The sequence below is a fragment of the Citrobacter amalonaticus genome (assembly GCF_002918555.1).
GTDB classification, from domain to species: domain Bacteria; phylum Pseudomonadota; class Gammaproteobacteria; order Enterobacterales; family Enterobacteriaceae; genus Citrobacter_C; species Citrobacter_C amalonaticus_A.
Map to the genome: position 1 here is coordinate 1 of NZ_PQMB01000004.1, position 19,147 is coordinate 19,147.

General features: G+C 52.9%; 18 protein-coding genes and 1 rRNA gene. 9 read left to right on the forward strand and 10 right to left on the reverse strand.

The features are described from left to right. Positions 1–229 (reverse strand): 16S ribosomal RNA (locus C3432_RS27835); the annotation flags it as partial. Between the two features lie 369 nt (positions 230–598). Beyond that, positions 599–1,165 carry a D-glycero-beta-D-manno-heptose 1,7-bisphosphate 7-phosphatase gene (gene gmhB / locus C3432_RS17800; RefSeq protein ID WP_103777897.1) on the reverse strand — a complete coding sequence of 189 codons (567 nt, stop codon included), beginning with the start codon at positions 1,163–1,165 and terminating at the stop codon, positions 599–601. 189 nt (positions 1,166–1,354) lie between these two features. Here gmhB and metN point away from each other — a divergent pair, with 189 nt between their 5' ends. The 7 genes from metN to C3432_RS17840 all read left to right on the forward strand — a co-directional run bounded on the left by metN (position 1,355) and on the right by C3432_RS17840 (position 8,073). Next, complete coding sequence (gene metN, locus C3432_RS17805) at positions 1,355–2,386, forward strand: methionine ABC transporter ATP-binding protein MetN (protein WP_103777898.1); 1,032 nt, start codon at positions 1,355–1,357, stop codon at positions 2,384–2,386. Further along, positions 2,379–3,032: a methionine ABC transporter permease MetI gene (locus C3432_RS17810; RefSeq protein WP_103777899.1), complete on the forward strand. Its 654-nt coding sequence runs from the start codon at positions 2,379–2,381 to the stop codon at positions 3,030–3,032. Before metN ends, C3432_RS17810 begins: the two co-directional genes overlap by 8 nt. Positions 3,033–3,071: 39 nt before the next feature. Further along, complete coding sequence (metQ, locus tag C3432_RS17815; RefSeq protein WP_103777900.1) at positions 3,072–3,887, forward strand: methionine ABC transporter substrate-binding lipoprotein MetQ; 816 nt, start codon at positions 3,072–3,074, stop codon at positions 3,885–3,887. Positions 3,888–4,005: 118 nt separating this feature from the next. Then, positions 4,006–4,410, forward strand: a complete 405-nt coding sequence (rcsF, locus tag C3432_RS17820; RefSeq protein ID WP_103777901.1) for an Rcs stress response system protein RcsF — start codon at positions 4,006–4,008, stop codon at positions 4,408–4,410. Then, on the forward strand, positions 4,407–5,114 hold the full coding sequence (tsaA, locus tag C3432_RS17825; RefSeq protein WP_103777902.1) for a tRNA (N6-threonylcarbamoyladenosine(37)-N6)-methyltransferase TrmO: 708 nt from the start codon (positions 4,407–4,409) through the stop codon (positions 5,112–5,114). The genes rcsF and tsaA overlap by 4 nt, the downstream gene beginning before the upstream one ends. Positions 5,115–5,475: 361 nt before the next feature. After that, positions 5,476–7,194, forward strand: a complete 1,719-nt coding sequence (proS, locus tag C3432_RS17835) for a proline--tRNA ligase (RefSeq protein ID WP_103777904.1) — start codon at positions 5,476–5,478, stop codon at positions 7,192–7,194. 51 nt (positions 7,195–7,245) lie between these two features. Further along, positions 7,246–8,073 (forward strand): YaeF family permuted papain-like enzyme, encoded by an 828-nt coding sequence (locus C3432_RS17840; RefSeq protein ID WP_103777905.1) that lies wholly within the window; start codon positions 7,246–7,248, stop codon positions 8,071–8,073. 182 nt (positions 8,074–8,255) lie between these two features. Here C3432_RS17840 and nlpE read toward each other — a convergent pair whose 3' ends face one another. The 3 genes from nlpE to C3432_RS17855 are packed head-to-tail and all read right to left on the reverse strand — an operon-like array spanning position 8,256 to position 9,952. Continuing rightward, positions 8,256–8,957 carry an envelope stress response activation lipoprotein NlpE gene (gene nlpE / locus C3432_RS17845; protein ID WP_103777906.1) on the reverse strand — a complete coding sequence of 234 codons (702 nt, stop codon included), beginning with the start codon at positions 8,955–8,957 and terminating at the stop codon, positions 8,256–8,258. A 30-nt stretch (positions 8,958–8,987) separates the two neighbouring features. Next, positions 8,988–9,410, reverse strand: a complete 423-nt coding sequence (arfB, locus tag C3432_RS17850) for an alternative ribosome rescue aminoacyl-tRNA hydrolase ArfB (protein WP_103777907.1) — start codon at positions 9,408–9,410, stop codon at positions 8,988–8,990. Then, positions 9,407–9,952, reverse strand: coding sequence for a YaeQ family protein (locus C3432_RS17855; RefSeq protein ID WP_103777908.1), 546 nt, complete (start codon positions 9,950–9,952; stop codon positions 9,407–9,409). The genes arfB and C3432_RS17855 overlap by 4 nt, the downstream gene beginning before the upstream one ends. 187 nt (positions 9,953–10,139) lie before the next feature. Between C3432_RS17855 and C3432_RS17860 the strand changes: the two genes are divergently transcribed. Together C3432_RS17860 and rof are read left to right on the forward strand one after the other, a co-directional pair. Further along, positions 10,140–10,340, forward strand: a complete 201-nt coding sequence (locus C3432_RS17860; protein ID WP_103777909.1) for a YaeP family protein — start codon at positions 10,140–10,142, stop codon at positions 10,338–10,340. Continuing rightward, a complete protein-coding gene (rof, locus tag C3432_RS17865; RefSeq protein WP_146050925.1) occupies positions 10,327–10,587 on the forward strand; it encodes a Rho-binding antiterminator in 261 nt (86 codons plus the stop codon). The genes C3432_RS17860 and rof overlap by 14 nt, the downstream gene beginning before the upstream one ends. A 5-nt stretch (positions 10,588–10,592) precedes the next feature. Here rof and tilS read toward each other — a convergent pair whose 3' ends face one another. The 5 genes from tilS to dnaE all read right to left on the reverse strand — a co-directional run bounded on the left by tilS (position 10,593) and on the right by dnaE (position 19,112). Beyond that, on the reverse strand, positions 10,593–11,909 hold the full coding sequence (tilS, locus tag C3432_RS17870) for a tRNA lysidine(34) synthetase TilS (RefSeq protein ID WP_103777910.1): 1,317 nt from the start codon (positions 11,907–11,909) through the stop codon (positions 10,593–10,595). A gap of 61 nt (positions 11,910–11,970) precedes the next feature. Beyond that, positions 11,971–12,360 (reverse strand): VOC family protein, encoded by a 390-nt coding sequence (locus tag C3432_RS17875; protein WP_103777911.1) that lies wholly within the window; start codon positions 12,358–12,360, stop codon positions 11,971–11,973. Between the two features lie 59 nt (positions 12,361–12,419). Next, positions 12,420–14,558: a lysine decarboxylase LdcC gene (ldcC, locus tag C3432_RS17880; protein WP_103777912.1), complete on the reverse strand. Its 2,139-nt coding sequence runs from the start codon at positions 14,556–14,558 to the stop codon at positions 12,420–12,422. Positions 14,559–14,657: 99 nt separating this feature from the next. Then, positions 14,658–15,617 carry an acetyl-CoA carboxylase carboxyl transferase subunit alpha gene (gene accA, locus C3432_RS17885; protein ID WP_103777913.1) on the reverse strand — a complete coding sequence of 320 codons (960 nt, stop codon included), beginning with the start codon at positions 15,615–15,617 and terminating at the stop codon, positions 14,658–14,660. A gap of 12 nt (positions 15,618–15,629) precedes the next feature. Then, positions 15,630–19,112 carry a DNA polymerase III subunit alpha gene (gene dnaE / locus C3432_RS17890; protein ID WP_103777914.1) on the reverse strand — a complete coding sequence of 1,161 codons (3,483 nt, stop codon included), beginning with the start codon at positions 19,110–19,112 and terminating at the stop codon, positions 15,630–15,632. Positions 19,113–19,147 lie beyond the last annotated feature (35 nt).

A 19,147-nucleotide genomic window follows, 5' to 3' on the forward strand; every position in this document is an offset into this window, starting at 1 on the left:
GATGGCAGGCAAGAGGCCCGAAGGTCCCCCTCTTTGGTCTTGCGACGTTATGCGGTATTAGCTACCGTTTCCAGTAGTTATCCCCCTCCATCGGGCAGTTTCCCAGACATTACTCACCCGTCCGCCACTCGTCAGCAAAGCAGCAAGCTGCTTCCTGTTACCGTTCGACTTGCATGTGTTAGGCCTGCCGCCAGCGTTCAATCTGAGCCATGATCAAACTCTTCAATTTAAGTTTGATGCTCGTAGAATTAAACTTCGTAATGAATTACGTGTTCACTCCAGAGACTTGGTATTCATTTATTGTCCGAAGACATTAAGAATCCATGTCACTTTGAGTGCCCACACAGATTGTCTGATAAATTGTTAAAGAGCAGTTGCGACGCGCTTCAGCGCTCTGTCGCGAGGTGGCGTATATTACGCTTTCCTCTTTCAGAGTCAACCCTGAATTTCAGGATTTTTCTCTTCAACCGGCCCGGCTGTTTGTGTGAAGTGATTCACATCCACCGTGTCGATGGAGGCGCATTATAGGGAGTCGACTCAGGAAGACAAGCGGAAAAATGCAGATTTGTTTCAACCGCTCAGCTTTTAATCACAACGCTTATTTTTGCTGCTTTTTTATCGCCATTGGCAGATCTGCCAGACTGTTTATTACCCAATCCGCCGCATTTTCTGCTTCCGGGGTGATGGGTTTGCCGGTACGTACCAGCACTTTAGTTCCTACATTTGCCGCCGCCGCCGCTTGCATATCTTCTATTTTGTCACCCACCATATAAGAAGCAGCCATATCAATGTGCAGGAAGTCACGCGCGGAGATAAGCATTCCCGGATGCGGCTTACGGCAATCGCACACCTGGCGAAACTCTTCAACACTGCCCTGGGGATGGTGCGGGCAGTAATAGATACCGTCGAGATCGACATCACGATCCGCCAGGGACCAGTCCATCCATTCGGTTAATGTCTCGAATTGTGCTTCAGTAAATTTGCCGCGCGCGATACCGGACTGGTTAGTCACCACCACCAGCGCATAGCCCATATTCTTAAGTTCGCGCATGGCGTCAATGACGCCGTCAATAAACTCGAACGCATCGATTTCGTGTACATAGCCGTGATCCACATTAATAGTGCCATCACGGTCAAGGAAAATTGCGGGTACGGACTTTGCCACCTTTTATAGCTCCTGAATAAGGCATGTGGCGTTAGTATCGCATGTTTCAGCAAGCAAGAAAGTGCTCATCGCATAAACCCTGATTGATTTAGACGTCTGGATGCCTTAACATCCATTTTGTTAACGGCTACGACCGTATCTGGCAGACGAAAATGCCACGGCTAACTTAATTACGATAATAAATAATCAATGATTAAACTTTCGAATATCACCAAGGTGTTCCAGCAGGGGGCCCGTACCATTCAGGCGTTGAACAACGTCAGTCTGCACGTTCCTGCAGGACAAATTTATGGCGTTATTGGTGCTTCAGGTGCCGGTAAAAGCACGCTTATCCGTTGTGTAAACCTACTGGAGCGCCCGACTGAAGGTAGCGTTCTGGTTGGCGGCCAGGATCTGACCGCTCTTTCCGAATCTGAGCTGACCAAAGCGCGTCGCCAGATTGGCATGATTTTCCAGCATTTTAACTTGTTGGCTTCCCGTACCGTTTTTGGCAACGTCGCTCTACCGCTGGAACTGGATAACACCCCTAAAGAAGAGATTAAACGTCGCGTTACGGAACTTCTGGATCTGGTTGGTCTGGATGATAAACACGACAGCTATCCGGCAAACCTTTCCGGCGGTCAAAAACAGCGTGTCGCGATTGCCCGTGCGCTCGCAAGCCAGCCGAAAGTTCTGCTGTGTGATGAAGCTACCAGCGCGCTGGATCCCGCAACCACACGTTCAATCCTTGAGCTACTGAAAGACATTAACCGCCGTCTCGGTCTGACGATTCTGTTGATCACCCATGAAATGGATGTTGTTAAGCGCATCTGTGATTGTGTGGCAGTCATCAGCAACGGCGAACTGATAGAGCAGGATACCGTCAGCGAAGTGTTCTCTCATCCCAAAACCCCGCTGGCGCAGAAATTCATTCAGTCGACGCTACATCTGGATATCCCGGAAGATTACCTGGCGCGCCTGAAAGAGGAGCCAGAAGCCGACAGCGTCCCGATGCTGCGTATGGAGTTCACCGGCAAGTCCGTTGACGCCCCGCTGCTTTCTGAGACAGCGCGTCGTTTCAATGTGAATAACAACATTATTAGCGCGCAGATGGATTACGCCGGTGGCGTAAAGTTCGGCATTATGTTGACCGAAATGCACGGCGCGCAAGAAGATACGCAAGCCGCCATTGCCTGGCTGCAGGAACACCATGTAAAAGTAGAGGTACTGGGTTATGTCTGAGCCAATGATGTGGCTGCTGGTTCGCGGCGTATGGGAAACGCTGGCAATGACCTTCGTATCCGGTTTCTTCGGTTTCGTGATTGGTTTGCCGGTGGGCGTACTGCTGTATGTCACTCGTCCGGGACAAATCATTGCCAACGCAAAACTCTATCGTACGCTGTCAGCGTTGGTGAATATATTCCGCTCTATTCCGTTTATAATCTTACTGGTATGGATGATTCCATTCACCCGCGTGATTGTGGGGACCTCCATCGGTCTGCAGGCTGCCATTGTGCCGCTCACCGTTGGTGCCGCGCCGTTCATCGCCCGTATGGTTGAGAATGCCCTTCTGGAGATCCCAACAGGCCTTATTGAAGCATCCCGCGCAATGGGAGCGACACCGTTGCAGATCGTCCGCAAGGTTCTGCTGCCGGAAGCGCTGCCAGGTCTGGTGAATGCGGCAACCATTACGCTTATCACGCTGGTTGGCTACTCCGCGATGGGGGGGGCCGTCGGCGCAGGTGGGCTGGGTCAGATCGGCTATCAGTACGGTTATATCGGCTACAATGCTACCGTTATGAATACGGTATTAGTATTACTGGTAGTGCTGGTTTATTTAATTCAGTTCGCAGGCGATCGCATCGTCCGGGCGGTCACACATAAGTAACATCACATACAACATCAAAAACACATTAAGGAAACAGGCATGGCGTTCAAATTCAAAACTTTTGCGGCAGTTGGAGCCCTGATAGGTTCTCTGGCACTTGTGGGTTGTGGCCAGGATGAAAAAGATCCCAACCACATTAAAGTGGGCGTTATTGTTGGCGCTGAGCAGCAGGTCGCCGAAGTTGCACAAAAAGTGGCAAAAGAAAAATACGGCCTGGATGTGGAGCTGGTGACCTTCAACGATTACGTGCTACCAAATGAAGCGTTAAGCAAGGGTGATATCGATGCTAACGCCTTCCAGCACAAGCCGTATCTGGATCAGCAGATCAAAGATCGTGGTTACAAACTGGTCCCGGCTGGCAGTACCTTCGTATACCCGATTGCCGGTTACTCCAAAAAAATCAAATCGCTTGATGAGCTACAGAACGGTTCCCAGGTTGCAGTACCAAACGATCCGACCAACCTCGGCCGTTCGCTTCTGCTGTTACAGAAAGTGGGCTTAATTAAACTGAAAGAGGGCGTTGGTCTGCTGCCGACCGTTCTGGATGTGGTGGAAAACCCGAAAAAACTGAAAATTGTTGAGCTGGAAGCCCCGCAGCTGCCGCGTTCTCTGGACGATGCGCAGATCGCTCTGGCCGTTATCAACACGACTTACGCCAGCCAGATTGGCCTGACCCCAGCCAAAGACGGGATCTTCGTTGAAGATAAAGATTCCCCGTACGTCAACCTGATCGTGACCCGTGAAGACAACAAAGACGCGGAGAACGTGAAGAAATTCGTCCAGGCTTATCAGTCTGACGAAGTCTACGAAGCAGCGAATAAAGTCTTCAACGGCGGCGCTGTTAAAGGCTGGTAATTTTTAGGCTGTATTCACAATATGTAATATCATTCAGGACGGGCGCTTGCCCGTCTTGTCATTTATGCAAGCTCCTGATTCAATATCTGACAATGAGATGATTAATTGAGGAAATATTATGCGTGCTTTACCGATCTGTTTATTAGCACTCATGCTGAGCGGCTGTTCGATGCTAAGCAGATCCCCTGTTGAACCCGTAAAAAGCACCTCTACCCCAGTAAAAGCGGAGCCGGAAAAACCGAAAGCGCCACGTGCCGCACCGGTTCGAATCTATACCAACGCTGAAGATTTGGTGGGTAAACCTTTCCGCGATCTTGGCGAAGTCAGCGGTGACTCTTGCCAGGCCTCTAACCAGGACTCTCCGCCGAGCATCCCAACCGCACGCAAGCGTATGCAAATTAACGCTTCAAAAATGAAGGCAAACGCTGTGCTCCTACATAGCTGCGAAGTGACCAGCGGGACGCCAGGCTGCTATCGTCAGGCCGTTTGTATCGGATCCGCGCTTAACATCTCGGCGAAATGAGCAGTTTTCAGTTTGAACAAATAGGCGTTATTCGCTCACCCTACAAAGAAAAGTTCGCCGTTCCCCGCCAGCCCGGTCTGGTGAAAAAAGCAAACGGCGAGCTGCATCTGCTGGCGCCCTACAATCAGGCCGATGCCGTTCGCGGCCTGGAAGCGTTCAGCCATTTGTGGGTCATCTTCGTTTTTCATCAGACGATGGAAGGCGGATGGCGTCCTACCGTGCGCCCTCCCCGTCTGGGCGGCAACGCCCGAATGGGCGTTTTTGCCACCCGTTCTACCTTCCGCCCGAATCCTGTCGGTATGTCACTGGTTGAGCTAACATCCGTTAGCTGCCAGAAAGATAAGGTGATTCTGCGGCTGGGAAGTCTGGATCTGGTGGACGGTACGCCAGTCATTGATATCAAACCCTATTTACCCTTTGCGGAGTCTCTGCCAGACGCGACCGCCAGCTATGCGCAACATGCGCCAGCAGCCGAAATGCACGTCAGCTTTAGCGAAGAGGTTGAAAAGCAATTTCCGCGGCTTGAAAAGCATTATCCGCAGCTAAAAACATTTATTCGCGAAGTACTGGCGCAGGATCCGCGTCCTGCGTATCGTAAGGGCGAAGAGACAGGCAAGACATACGCCGTCTGGCTGCATGATTTCAACGTGCGCTGGCGCGTCACTGAGACAGGTTTTGAAGTCTTTGCACTGGAACCCCGGTAATTTCACGCCCTTCTCTTTTGACATCCCTTTGTCGCTGGTAAACTGAACCCTAAATAATTCGAGTTGCAGTAAAGCGGCGACGCGGCGACAAATTTGTCAGGAACGAATTTGAACTGCTGAAGGCAGCCTCTGGTGAGAGAGATCCCCAGGAGCGTACACAAGTACGTGACGGGGGAGAATGACCAATCTGCCGGGAGCAGATTTGAATGCTGTCTACCGCGGCCCCACAGGGGCGAGGCCCTGGGATGGGCCGGGTAGTAAAGCCAGCGCATATGCAACTTGAAGTATGACGGGTAAATCACTTTTTTTGTGTCAGGCTCGCCTTGAGCCTGTTCGATCGTTCAACTGGAACCGTAACAACATGCGTACTAGCCAATACCTGCTCTCCACTCTGAAGGAGACACCTGCCGACGCCGAGGTTATCAGCCATCAGCTGATGCTGCGCGCCGGGATGATCCGCAAGCTGGCCTCCGGGTTATACACCTGGCTGCCGACCGGCGTGCGCGTCCTGAAAAAAGTCGAAAACATCGTGCGTGAAGAGATGAACAACGCCGGTGCGATCGAGGTGTCTATGCCAGTCGTTCAGCCCGCTGACCTGTGGCAAGAGAGTGGTCGTTGGGAACAGTACGGTCCGGAACTGCTGCGTTTTGTTGACCGTGGCGAGCGTCCGTTCGTACTCGGCCCAACTCATGAAGAAGTGATCACCGACCTGATTCGTAACGAGCTCAGCTCTTACAAACAGCTGCCGCTGAATTTCTACCAGATCCAGACCAAATTCCGTGATGAAGTACGCCCACGTTTCGGCGTGATGCGTTCCCGTGAGTTCCTGATGAAAGATGCTTACTCTTTCCATACCTCTCAGGAATCCTTGCAGGAAACCTACGATGCCATGTATGCCGCTTACAGCAAAATCTTCAGCCGTATGGGCCTGGATTTCCGCGCGGTACAGGCTGACACCGGTTCTATCGGCGGTAGCGCATCGCACGAGTTCCAGGTACTGGCGCAGAGCGGCGAAGATGATGTGATCTTCTCTGACTCTTCTGACTACGCGGCAAACATTGAATTCGCCGAAGCCGTTGCGCCGAAAGAGCCGCGTGCCGCAGCAACCCAGGAAATGACGCTGGTTGATACGCCAGATGCGAAAACCATCGCTGAACTGGTTGAGCAGTTCAATCTGCCTATTGAGAAAACTGTCAAAACCCTGCTGGTGAAAGCGGTTGAAGGGAGTAGCTACCCGCTGGTTGCCCTGTTAGTCCGTGGCGATCACGAACTGAATGAAGTCAAAGCGGAAAAACTGCCGCAGGTTGCCAGCCCGCTGACTTTTGCAACGGAAGACGAAATTCGTGTCCTGGTAAAAGCAGGTCCAGGATCTCTCGGTCCGGTAAATATGCCGATTCCGGTGGTGATCGACCGCACCGTTGCGGTAATGAGCGATTTCGCCGCTGGCGCGAACATCGACGGTAAACACTATTTCGGCATCAACTGGGATCGTGACGTGGCAACGCCAGAAGTGGCTGATATCCGTAACGTGGTTGCAGGCGATCCTAGCCCGGATGGTAAAGGCACGCTGCTGATTAAACGCGGTATCGAAGTGGGTCACATCTTCCAGCTGGGCACCAAATACTCTGAAGCGATGAAAGCTGCCGTACAGGGCGAAGATGGTCGTAACCAGATCCTGACGATGGGCTGCTACGGGATCGGGGTAACCCGCGTTGTGGCGGCGGCTATCGAGCAGAACTTTGATGAGCGTGGCATCGTATGGCCTGATGCCATCGCACCGTTCCAGGTGGCGATTCTGCCGATGAACATGCACAAATCCTACCGTGTGCAGGAGCTGGCTGAAAAGCTGTACGCTGAGCTGCGTGCGCAGGGCATTGAAGTGCTGATGGACGATCGTAAAGAGCGTCCGGGCGTGATGTTTGCCGATATGGAGCTGATTGGCATCCCGCACACTATCGTGCTGGGTGACCGTAACCTCGACAATGACGATATCGAATACAAATACCGTCGTAATGGCGAGAAACAGTTGATTAAAACCGGCGACATCGTCAGCTATCTGGTAAAACAGATTAAAGGCTGATGGCATAAGAGGTCCTGATTTTCAGGACCTTTTTTACATGGATTGTATAAAATGGCTAAACAGACGGCGTATTACCGCCTGCTCCTCCCCTGCTTACTCTTACTTTCGGCCTGCACCGTTGACGTCAGTCAGCCGAAGTCATCAGCAACTGCTGTTGATACCCAGGCCAGAAAATGGGCGATCAAATTCCAGCGGCAAAGTTCATTTACCGATAAAGCGCTGTATGAGATTACGGATACCGATCTCAAGCCTGGCGATCTGCTGTTCTCCTCCAGTCCTGGTGTGACCTCATTCGGAATCCGCGCTTTCAGCACTTCTTCCGTTAGCCATGTCGCGGTTTACCTGGGCGATAATGAAGTCGCAGAGGCGACCGGGGCTGGCGTACAAATCGTGACGCTGAAACAGGCCATGAAGCATAGCGATAAACTTTTTGCCTTGAGAGTGCCGGATCTTACGCCGCAGCAGGCCGCAGAAATCAAAGCATTTGCTTATAAAATCAAAGACAGTGGCTATAACTATCGCGGCATCGTCGAATTTATTCCGTTCATGGTGACCCGCCAGATGTGTTCGCTCAATCCCTTCTCGGAGGATTTTCGCCAGCAGTGCGTCAGTGGTCTGGCGAAGGCGCAGCTAAGCGATGCCAGTGAGGGAGAAAAGAAGGCCTGGTTTTGCTCCGAATTTGTGACCGATGCTTTTGCTAAAGCCGGGCACCCGCTAACGATGGCGCAGGCGGGCTGGATTAGCCCTTCCGACCTGATGCATATGCGCCAGGGCGACGTTTCCGTGTTTAAGTCTGAAACGCAGCTACAGTATGTCGGGCACCTGAAGTTAGGGATATATATCAAAGCGAGCCGTTTTGTTGGACTGACCTCTAAATAATTCGAGTTGCAGGACAAAACGCGCAGTCGTTTTGAACAGCGCCTGCGCTGGCGCGAAGGGGCGAGGACGACGATCGCGACAATAATCCGGCGGGTTTCCAGATGGTTAAAGCCAGTCAGCGACCATAAATTAACGGCCCGAATGATGGAGTCAGTCCATTACCGGGCCGTTTCAGCATTCATTTAGTCGTTACAGCCCTCGCCGGCAGCGAATTTAGCGTCCTTATCGGGAATGAGCGTTTTCACGCCTTCTCCCGTGTCCGGGTTTGCCGCCATCGTGAAATGCCCCTCCACCGTCAGCAGTACCGCCTCACCCGTTGTACCACGCGCAGTCAGATAATCACGCTCCAGTTGCGCATTGTTCGCAACAGCGACACTTTTGCCTGTCGCACAATCGGTGAAGGTCGCCGCATCAGCCAGATAGAAATACATGCCGCGCATCGCCATTGGCGTCACTGGCAGGCTGGATTTTACCGGCTCCAGCATATAGTTGAACTGAGACGTAATCGGATTACCTTCACGATCGAGCATCTCCAGAGATTCGCCTTTCGCCCGGTAATAGGACTTCTCACCTTTGCTATCGGTCAGCACCAGTTTATCAGCGGTACGCGCCCAGGACCCATACGAAGCAAATGAAGACGGTTCATCACGTACGCCCTGATAGCGTTCATTCATAACCCATGTTCCGTCTTTTTCCAGAAACAGAGAGGTTTCGATACCTTCGCAATCTGCACAAGGCAATACACCGCGCCAGCTCTGCTGCATCGGTTTAAGCTCCGCTGCCTGGGTGGGTTGTAACGTCTCAACTTCAGCACGGTTGTTACAGCCGATCAATGCAAAGAGCGTCAACGCGGCCATTGCTGACAATATCGCTGTTTTCACCATTAATTCCTTATAAATTATGATTCCCGTCCGTCAGTCCGGTGGCCGACGAACTTTTCCGCGAAGTGCTTTCACTGTCGATTTTTGTGCCTTCGACGCTAATCTGCGCTCTTTAGACGCTCGCGTGGGACGCGTCGCCTGACGGTTTTTCTGCACTACGGTTAATTCTTTTATTACCGCCACCAGCCGCGATATCGCCGCCTCCCGGTTTAACTCCTGACTGCGGTATTCCTGCGCCTTAATAATGATCACACCTTCACTGCTTATCAGATGATGACTGGCGGCCAGCAAACGTTCTTTATAATACTCTGGCAGGCCAGAGGCCTTGATGTCAAAGCGCAAATGGATAGCCGTTGAAGCCTTATTCACATGCTGTCCACCCGCGCCCTGGGCACGAATAGCCGTAATCTCCAGCTCATTATCAGGGATCGAAACATTTCTGGAGATAACAATCATGCAGGTTGCTGCCACGCAGTCAGGTGAATTTCCAGATTATTCTGAGAATCTGACAGCCAGATGGCGCCATCCTGAATCGTCGCCTGCAGGGTCATCGTCCGGTCGGCAAAAGCGCTCAGCTGCGCCAGCTGCTCATCATCCAGATACCAGACGGAAAGGTTAGCAAACTGTGCACATTTACTCTGATTCTGCTGCCACCAGATCTGCGCCGCGCGGTTGTTATAAGCAAACAGCGCGACCTCAGCCGCCTGAGTGCAGGCTTTCTTAATCCGCTTCTCGTCCGGCAGACCCAGCTCAATCCACAAATCAATCCCGAGATGATCGTTACGCAGCCAGGCTTCCGGCTCATCTTCTGCGCTCAGACCGCGAGTGAACTGCAATCGTTCATTCGCGTATTTAATCCACGCCAGCAGGCGCAACATCATACGCTCCTGGGTTTCGGACGGGTGACGCGCCAGCGTCAGCGCGGCATCCAGGAACTGGTTGCGGTCAAGATCCGCCACGTTCACCGCTGCTTTATAAATTGTCGCTTTAAGCGCCATGAGAAAACTCCTTTCGAATCAGGCGCACATTGTAGCGAAAACGGCGGCAAAAGGCTGTTAACGATGCTTTATCAAGGCGCTGATATTGCCTGAATGAGTGTGGTATAGTCACCTTGCTAAACAGAGTTTATCTTCGTAGGCTTAGACTTGCATCCACGGTTAAGTCAGAGTACTGACAGGAGGGCATGTGGAAAAATATTGTGAGTTAATACGCAAGCGGTATGCGGAAATCGCCAGCGGAGACTTAGGGTATATCCCGGATGCGCTGGGTTGCGTATTAAAAGTGCTTAATGAAATAGCAGACGACAGCACCCTTTCAGAGTCGGTCAGGGAAAAGGCGGCCTGTGCTGCCGCGAACTTACTGGTGAGCGATTATGTCAATGAATGAAACGTATCAACCCATTAATTGCGATGACTACGATAATCTTGAGCTCGCCTGCCAGCATCATCTTTTGCTCACGCTGGAGCTTAAGGATGGTGAAGTTTTACAGGCGAAAGCAAACGATCTGGTTTCACGCAAAAACGTGGAATATCTGGTCGCGGATGTCGCCGGTGAAACACGCGAGCTGCGTCTCGACAAAATTTCCAGCTTCAGTCATCCGGATATTGGTACTGTCGTGGTCAGTGAATCCTGAATCATTTAACGGGCAGGTGATAGCTGCCCGTATTCCTTCCATTCCAGCCTGACACCAGACTCCCCTTCAGCCAGGCCATCAAGCGTGACAAAAGCCCCTGCCGCAGCAATCAGCGTATCGCCGTAAAACAGCAGCGGCGTAGTATCGCGTCGCCAGGGGGGAACCGCCAATTCCTGCCAGATTTTCTTCAGCTTACGTCCACCGTTACGCCCCACAATATGCAAAACTCCCGATGCCTTAAAACGTATGCTCACAGGTTCAGCGGCACGTGGGGAACGCAGCTCTCCCCCCGCAACCAACTGCACTGTCCCAAGACCGGCAGGTAACATCAGCGGAGTTTGCCAGGATGGCCACACAATGACCGTTTCGCTTTGCCCGATAACGGATTTAATCCACCACAATTGCGACTGATAGCGACGGATTTCATATTCGCCAAACCGCAAGCAGGGCGAGGCATCCGCGCGTGCGCAAACCACCTCCTGCCAGATGCGTTCCAGCGCATCGCGGGAAGGCATTGGCGCATTCAGCATCATCAGCCAACGGCGCAGCAGCGCCGCACGCCGCACCACGCTCATCGTCATTAACGGTGCCAGCTGTAGCCCTCCCCGCGGGGTAACACAGTCGGCTAAATCCTGGGCAAGTAGTTCATCCAGCAGACTTTCCTGCTCTGCACACAGCGCGGCGCTCCGGGCTGTGGCTTGCGTAAAATGCGGCCAGCGCTGTTGCAGCAGTGGGACAACCTTGAGGCGCAGAAAGTTACGATCGTAGGTATCGTCCTGATTACTCTCATCCTCAATCCAGCTCAAGGCGTGCGCTTGTGCCCACTGTTCGAGCGCGCGACGCGATTGCGTCAGCAACGGACGAATAAGCTGCGTTCCGGCAAACGGCGAGCTTTCTCCCATTGCAGAAAGCCCCGCAGGACCGCTACCACGCTTGAGCGCCAACAGAAAGGTCTCACACTGATCGTCCAGATGCTGTGCGGTTACCAGGATTTCTCCCGGCAATAGCGTTCCGGCAAACGCCTGATAGCGCGCTCGTCGCGCATGGGCTTCGATCCCTAAACCATCATCGACGAGCGTTACCCGCTCAACCAGCAGCGGCACCCGCCATTGCTCACACACGGCTTCGCAATGTTGCACCCAGCTCTCTGCATGGGGGCTAAGGCCGTGATGGATATGGATAGCGCGCAAATGGACATCAGGATGCCGTTCACGCCATTGAACCAATTGATGCAGCAGCACTGTCGAATCCAGGCCGCCGCTAAAAGCAACCAGAATCTGGCGAGAAGTAAGAAGATGAGTGTTCAGCGTGAGTGTCGTCATGGTGGTCGTTTACAGTGACATTGCCCGGCACGTTACCGGGCAATCATCTTAATAACAAGCCTTACTGCTCGTACAGCTCGAGCGGCAATCCATCCGGATCGTTGAAAAAGGTGAATCGCTTATCAGTAAAGGGGTCAATGCGTATCGCTTCACACTTAACATGCCTGGCTTCCAGATAGACAACCGCCTTCTCCACGTTTTCAACGCTGAATGCCAGGTGACGCAGACCGCAGGCCTCCGGTCGCCCCGGACGTGGCGGCGGAAACGGGAATGAAAAAAGCTCAATCACATATTGCCCGTTCAGCGCCAAATCGCCTTTCCAGGAATCACGTTCTTCCCGGTATGCTTCACTCATCAGCGTGAATCCCAGAATATCGCAATAGAATGCCTTACTCACCGCATAATCAGTCGCAATAATCGCAATGTGGTGAACCTGTTTTATACCGAGCATAGCGTCTCCTTGATGTGTTATCAGCACGTTACCTGCCAGCAACCAGATATGGCAAGCCGTTATGCCGTTTTTAAGACTCGTACGCGGTATACCCCATCCTCGTCTTGCTTCGCCCCGTGGATATCGGTTTCAAAGCCGGGGTAATGATGACCGACAGAGCACAGCATCAGCAGGAAATCGAGCACAGCCCGACTCTGTTCGGTGATCCTTTCTCCAGGCATCAGCAGCGGTACGCCCGGCGGATAAGGCAGGAGCATATTCGCACTGACGCGCCCGACGAGTTGATCAAGACGGATAGTCTCCACTTCACCTTTGATCTGCCGCTGCCAGGCCTGATGCGGCGTCATGATCATCTCTGGCAGCGTATCAAATGCCCGTAGCATCAATCCGGAAAGATCGTGCTGACGAATGAGCTTATGGATCCCCTGCGCCAGATCCTGAATCCGCATGTTTCGATAGAAATCAGGATCTTCGGCATACAGATCCGGTAGCATATTTTTGACGCGCAAATTGAGATCGTAAGAACGTTTGAATTCCGTCAACCCGCGCAGGAGTCCCATCGCCCGGGTTTTATCAATCCCGATACTAAACAGAAACAACAGATTATAAGGGCCGGTCTTTTCAACCACCACGCCGCGTTCATCAAGGAACTTCGCCACCAGCGCGGCGGGAATGCCCTCTTCGCTCATATTTCCCTGCTCATCCATACCCGGTGTCAGGATAGTGACTTTCACCGGGTCGAGGAACATGTGGTCATCGTCCGCCTCGGTAAAACCATGCCAGTCAGCCCCCGGAGAAACCGGCCAGCATTCGGCTTCATCCACTTCTTCCGGTTGCCAGATATCAAAGAACCAGCTGTCCGACTCTTCACGCAGGCGCTGCACCTCTTTACGGAAATGGAGCGCGCGTTCTACCGAGCGATTGATTAGCCGCTTACCCGGATTACCACGCAGCATCGCCGCCGCCGTTTCAATGGAGGCCACAATCGGATAGCTCGGCGACGTGGAGGTGTGCATCATAAACGCTTCGTTAAAGGTTTCTTCGTCGTACTCACCTTTAATATGGATGAGCGATGCCTGCGACAGCGCGGCCAGCATTTTATGGGTCGATTGCGTTTCGAAAATCACTTTTCCCGGCACGCGCTCACCGCTCATGCCGCTTTTCCCCTGATAGATCGGGTGAAAATGGGTATACGGTACCCAGGCGGAATCGAAGTGGATGGAGGGAACATCCAGCGTCTGTTTAATCCAGTTGGTGTTATACAACAAACCGTCATAGGTCGAATTGGTAATAACGGCATGGACCGGCCACTGCGCCTGAGGCGTCTGTAAGACCTTATGTTCAATACTTTCGTGGGTAAACTCACGCTTCGGGATGCCGCCGAGAATGCCCAACGCATTGCGTGTTGGCTTCAGCCAGAGCGGCACGACATCGCTCATCATCAGCAGGTGCGCCAGCGATTTATGGCAGTTGCGGTCAATGAGTAATGTGCTGCCGCCCGGTGCAGCATACATACCGACAATCTTATTCGAGGTCGAAGTGCCGTTGGTCACCATATAACTTTGCTCCGCACCAAAGGTGCGGGCAATATACTCTTCCGCCTCCAGGTGCGGCCCGGTATGGTCCAGCAGAGATCCCAGCTCCGTCACGGAAATCGACACGTCGGCTTTCAGGGTATTCCCGCCGAAGAAATCGTAAAACAGGCAGCCCACCGGGCTTTTTTGATACGCCGTCCCCGCCATATGGCCCGGCGTACAGAAGGTATACTTTCCTTCCTTCACGTAGGTAAACAGGGCTTTGGTAAACGGGGGGGTGATATTGTCGAGATACTCGTTAGTGTACTGACGGATCCGCGTTGCAATGTCTTCGGACTGACCGAGCGCATATTCAAAAAACCAGAGCGCCATCCGGAGATCGTGCGCACTGACATCCATTGTCGAGTGGGTATTAATAAACGCGTACAGCGGAAGATATTCGTTCAGCTGATTGATGTCGCTACAGAGATCGAGATTATATTCATCCCAGTCAAAAATGACGCCGCAAATCCGCGGGTTATGTTCGATAAACTTCAGCAGGTCAACGCTGTTTTGCGGCCAGATTAACTGAAACCCTTGCGAGTGAAGTGCCAGTTCCAGCTCTTTGATGGGTTCGTCTTTATAAAAGACGCCATGTGGTCCCATGATGGCAATGATATTCATGCGCTCCTCCTGGAAAAATCATAGTTAATCATAGCCAGGTAAAAACCGCAGATAAAAAAAGGGTCACATCTCGTGACCCTTTTTCAGAAAGTTTGCGGCTCAGGCGTAGCCGTAGCTCATCAGGCGCTGGTAGCGACGGTTTTTCAAATCATCGGTGCTTAACACATCGAGATCGGCAAGATCCGCCAACAGCTGTTCTTTCAGCGAAGCAGCCATCGCCTCCGGATTACGGTGCGCGCCGCCCAGCGGCTCCGGAATAATGGAATCAATCAGCTTCAGCTCTTTCAGACGCGGGGCGATGATACCCATAGCTTCTGCGGCCAGCGGCGCTTTGTCCGCACTCTTCCACAGAATGGATGCGCAGCCTTCCGGAGAGATAACGGAATAGGTGCTGTATTGCAGCATATTCACTTTATCACCTACGCCGATTGCCAGCGCGCCGCCGGAACCACCTTCCCCGATAACGGTACAGATCACCGGAACGCTCAGGCGTGACATTTCACGCAGGTTACGCGCAATCGCTTCAGACTGACCGCGTTCTTCCGCGCCCACGCCCGGATAAGCCCCTGGGGTGTCGATGAAAGTAACGATCGGCATATTGAAACGCTCGGCCATCTCCATCAGACGCAGCGCCTTACGATAACCTTCCGGTGCTGGCATACCAAAGTTACGACGGATTTTTTCTTTAGTTTCACGGCCCTTTTGATGACCAATAATCATCACCGGACGACCGTCCAGACGTGCAATGCCGCCCACGATAGCTTTATCGTCGGCATAAGCGCGATCGCCCGCCAGTTCATCAAATTCATCAAACGCCAGGCGAACATAATCCAGGGTATATGGACGCTGCGGATGGCGCGCCAGTTGGGCAACCTGCCATGCGCCAAGATCGGCAAAGATTTTGCGCGTCAGCTCTACGCTTTTTTCACGCAGACGATGCACTTCTTCATCGATATTAATATCCAGTTTCTCGTCATGGCGGCTCACCGCTGTCAGAGAATCGATTTTCGCTTCCAGCTCTGCAATCGGCTGTTCAAAATCAAGGAAATTCAGACTCATAGTATTCCTGTATTAGTCAAACTCCAGTTCCACCTGCTCCGAACCAATGAGGCCACGGAGATCGTTTAGCAAACGATCGCTCGGAGAGACACGCCACGTCGCACCAAAACGCAACCGCGCACGTGCATCCGCCCTCTGATAGTAGAGATGTACTGGAATTGTCCCCGAGCGGTGGGGTTCCAGAGACTGACGGAGTCGGTTTAAAAGCTGGTCATCAATTTGCCTGTCCGTCAGCGAGATAGCAAGCCCGCGAGCATATTTTTCCCGGGCTTCGTCAATATCCATCACTTCGCGAGCGGTCATTTTAAGCCCCCCGCTGAAGTCATCAAAGCTGACCTGTCCGCTGACGATAAGTATGCGGTCTTTTTCCAGCAGCTGCTGGTATTTATCCAGAGCATCGGTAAATAACATCACCTCCAGACGCCCGGAACGGTCATCCAGAGTGCAGATGCCGATACGATTGCCGCGCTTGGTGACCATAACCCTTGCGGCAATGACGAGCCCCGCAGCCGTGGTCACTTTACCACGTTCTGTCGGATGCATGTCTTTTAGCCTGTAGCCTCCGACATAGCGCTCAATTTCTTTTAAATACTGGTTGATAGGGTGACCCGTCAGGTAAAGCCCCAACGTTTCGCGTTCCCCATCTAACACCACCTGCTCCGGCCACGGCTGGCAGTTGGCATAGGATTGTTCAATTTGCTCCGGCTCTTCCGCCAGTACGCCAAACATGTCCGCCTGACCAATGGCTTCCGCTTTCGCGTGCTGATCGGCGGCCTTCAGCGCATCGCCCAGCGAGTTCATCAGCGCTGCACGATGTGGCCCAAGACGGTCAAACGCCCCGGACATAATCAGTTTTTCGAGCACGCGACGGTTCAGTTTTTTGGTATCGGTACGGGCGCAAAGATCGAACAGCTCGCGGAAATAACCGCCATTGTTACGCGCTTCAATAATCGCTTCGATCGGACCTTCACCCACGCCTTTGATGGCGCCGATGCCGTAAACTATCTCACCATCGTCGTTAACGTGGAAGTGATACAGCCCAGAGTTAATATCCGGCGGCAGGATTTTCAGCCCCATACGCCAGCATTCATCCACCAGGCCAACCACCTTCTCGGTGTTGTCCATATCGGCGGTCATGACCGCCGCCATAAACTCAGCCGGATAGTGTGCCTTCAGCCACAGCGTCTGATAAGAAACCAGCGCATATGCCGCAGAGTGCGATTTATTAAATCCGTAACCGGCGAACTTCTCCACCAGGTCGAAGATTTTCATCGCCAGCTCGCCGTCAACGCCGTTCTTTTTGGCCCCTTCTTCGAAGGTTCCGCGCTGCTTGGCCATCTCCTCTGGCTTTTTCTTACCCATCGCACGACGCAGCATATCCGCACCGCCAAGGGTGTAGCCAGAAAGCACCTGGGCAATCTGCATAACCTGTTCCTGATACAGGATGATGCCGTAGGTTGGCTCCAGCACCGGTTTCAGGCTCTCATGCTGCCACTGCACGTCCGGGTAAGAAATCTCTTCGCGTCCATGCTTACGGTCGATAAAGTTATCTACCATCCCCGACTGCAGCGGCCCCGGACGGAACAGGGCCACCAGGGCTATCATATCTTCGAAACAGTCAGGCTGCAGACGTTTAATCAGGTCTTTCATGCCGCGGGATTCAAGCTGGAAGACAGCGGTGGTCTCCGAGCGCTGCAGCATGTCGAAGCTTTTTTTGTCATCAAGCGGGATAGCGGCAATATCCAGCGGCGGCTCGCCGTGCTTTTCACGACGGGCGTTAATCATCTCCAGCGCCCAGTTAATGATAGTGAGCGTACGCAGGCCAAGGAAGTCGAACTTCACCAGCCCGGCGTATTCCACATCACTTTTGTCAAACTGGGTAACCGGATGTCGCCCTTCTTCGTCACAATATAGCGGCGCAAAGTCGGTGATTTTGGTCGGCGCGATAACCACGCCACCAGCGTGCTTACCGGCGTTACGCGTGACGCCTTCCAGCTTCCGCGCCATGTCGATAAGCGCTTTAACCTCTTCATCTGCCTCATAAATTTCAGGCAACTGTGGTTCAGCTTCAAACGCTTTCGCCAGCGTCATGCCAGGATCTGGCGGCACCAGCTTTGAGATGCGGTCCACAAAACCGTATGGATGCCCCAGTACGCGGCCAACATCACGGATGACCGCTTTTGCCGCCATTGTACCGAAGGTAATAATCTGGGATACCGCATCGCGCCCGTACATGTCCGCGACATGTTCAATAACCCGGTCACGTTTCTCCATACAGAAGTCAACGTCGAAGTCAGGCATGGAAACACGTTCCGGGTTAAGGAAGCGTTCGAACAGCAAGTCGAATTCCAGCGGGTCGAGATCGGTGATTTTCAGCGCATAGGCTACCAGCGAACCCGCACCGGAACCGCGTCCTGGACCTACCGGCACGCCGTTATCTTTCGACCACTGGATAAATTCCATTACGATCAGGAAGTAGCCCGGGAACCCCATCTGGTTAATAACCTGCAGCTCAATATCCAGACGCTCATCATAGGGAGGACGCTTCTCTTTACGCACCGCTTCGTCAGGAAACAGAAATTCCAGACGCTCTTCCAGACCCTCTTTCGATTTTTTGACCAGGTAATCTTCGGTGGTCATATCTCCGGTCGGGAACTGCGGCAGAAAATATTCGCCCAGACGAACCGTGACGTTACAGCGTTTGGCTATCTCTACGCTGTTTTCCAACGCTTCCGGAATATCGGAAAAGAGTTCGCACATCTCCTCTTCCGTACGCATATACTGCTGAGGCGAGTAGTTGCGCGGGCGCTTCGGATCGTCAAGGGTAAAGCCATCGTGAATCGCAACGCGAATTTCATGTGCGTCAAAGTCGTCGGAGTCAATAAAGCGAACATCGTTAGTGGCAACAACGGGCAGACCACGCGCTTCCGCCAGTTCGACAGCGGCATGCAAATAAGTTTCTTCATCCTGCCTGCCGGTGCGGATCAGTTCCAGGAAGTAACGATCCGGGAAATGCTCCTCATAGAAGGCCACGCACTCGTCAACCAGTGCGCTGTTACCCCGCAGCAGACTGCGACCAACGTCGCCCATCCGACCACCAGAGAGCAGAATCAGCCCCTCTTTGTGCTCGATCAGCCAGTCGCGATCGACAATGGGTCCCGCCGCGCCGTAGCCACGCTGGTAAGCTTTAGAGATAAGCAGGGTCAGGTTTTGATAGCCGGTATTATTTGCGGCAAGCACCGTCAAATGGGTGAGTTCATCCCCCATCAGCTCGCTCTGGACATTGAAATCGGCGCCAACAATGGGTTTAATCCCCGCGCCATGGCCCGTTCCGTAGAACTTCACCAAACCGCAGAGGTTGGTAAAATCAGTGATCGCCAGCGCAGGCATGCCCAACGCGGCCGCCTTTTTCACCAGCGGCCCGGTTTTAGCCAACCCATCGATCATGGAGTAGTCACTGTGCACCCGGAGGTGGACGAAACGTGGTTCAGACATCTTCAGATTCCGGTTTACTTATTCTCGACACAAGA

Excerpts from the sequence above, each read along its gene's own strand:
- C3432_RS17855 (WP_103777908.1), bottom strand. The coding sequence starts at position 9,952 with ATGGCGCTTAAAGCGACAATTTATAAAGCAGCGGTGAACGTGGCGGAT.
- tsaA (WP_103777902.1), top strand. The coding sequence starts at position 4,407 with ATGAGCAGTTTTCAGTTTGAACAAATAGGCGTTATTCGCTCACCCTAC.
- proS (WP_103777904.1), top strand. The coding sequence starts at position 5,476 with ATGCGTACTAGCCAATACCTGCTCTCCACTCTGAAGGAGACACCTGCC.
- tilS (WP_103777910.1), bottom strand. The coding sequence starts at position 11,909 with ATGACGACACTCACGCTGAACACTCATCTTCTTACTTCTCGCCAGATT.
- accA (WP_103777913.1), bottom strand. The coding sequence starts at position 15,617 with ATGAGTCTGAATTTCCTTGATTTTGAACAGCCGATTGCAGAGCTGGAA.
- ldcC (WP_103777912.1), bottom strand. The coding sequence starts at position 14,558 with ATGAATATCATTGCCATCATGGGACCACATGGCGTCTTTTATAAAGAC.
- nlpE (WP_103777906.1), bottom strand. The coding sequence starts at position 8,957 with ATGGTGAAAACAGCGATATTGTCAGCAATGGCCGCGTTGACGCTCTTT.
- C3432_RS17810 (WP_103777899.1), top strand. The coding sequence starts at position 2,379 with ATGTCTGAGCCAATGATGTGGCTGCTGGTTCGCGGCGTATGGGAAACG.
- arfB (WP_103777907.1), bottom strand. The coding sequence starts at position 9,410 with ATGATTGTTATCTCCAGAAATGTTTCGATCCCTGATAATGAGCTGGAG.
- C3432_RS17875 (WP_103777911.1), bottom strand. The coding sequence starts at position 12,360 with ATGCTCGGTATAAAACAGGTTCACCACATTGCGATTATTGCGACTGAT.
- metN (WP_103777898.1), top strand. The coding sequence starts at position 1,355 with ATGATTAAACTTTCGAATATCACCAAGGTGTTCCAGCAGGGGGCCCGT.
- rcsF (WP_103777901.1), top strand. The coding sequence starts at position 4,006 with ATGCGTGCTTTACCGATCTGTTTATTAGCACTCATGCTGAGCGGCTGT.
- dnaE (WP_103777914.1), bottom strand. The coding sequence starts at position 19,112 with ATGTCTGAACCACGTTTCGTCCACCTCCGGGTGCACAGTGACTACTCC.
- rof (WP_146050925.1), top strand. The coding sequence starts at position 10,327 with ATGTCAATGAATGAAACGTATCAACCCATTAATTGCGATGACTACGAT.
- C3432_RS17840 (WP_103777905.1), top strand. The coding sequence starts at position 7,246 with ATGGCTAAACAGACGGCGTATTACCGCCTGCTCCTCCCCTGCTTACTC.
- metQ (WP_103777900.1), top strand. The coding sequence starts at position 3,072 with ATGGCGTTCAAATTCAAAACTTTTGCGGCAGTTGGAGCCCTGATAGGT.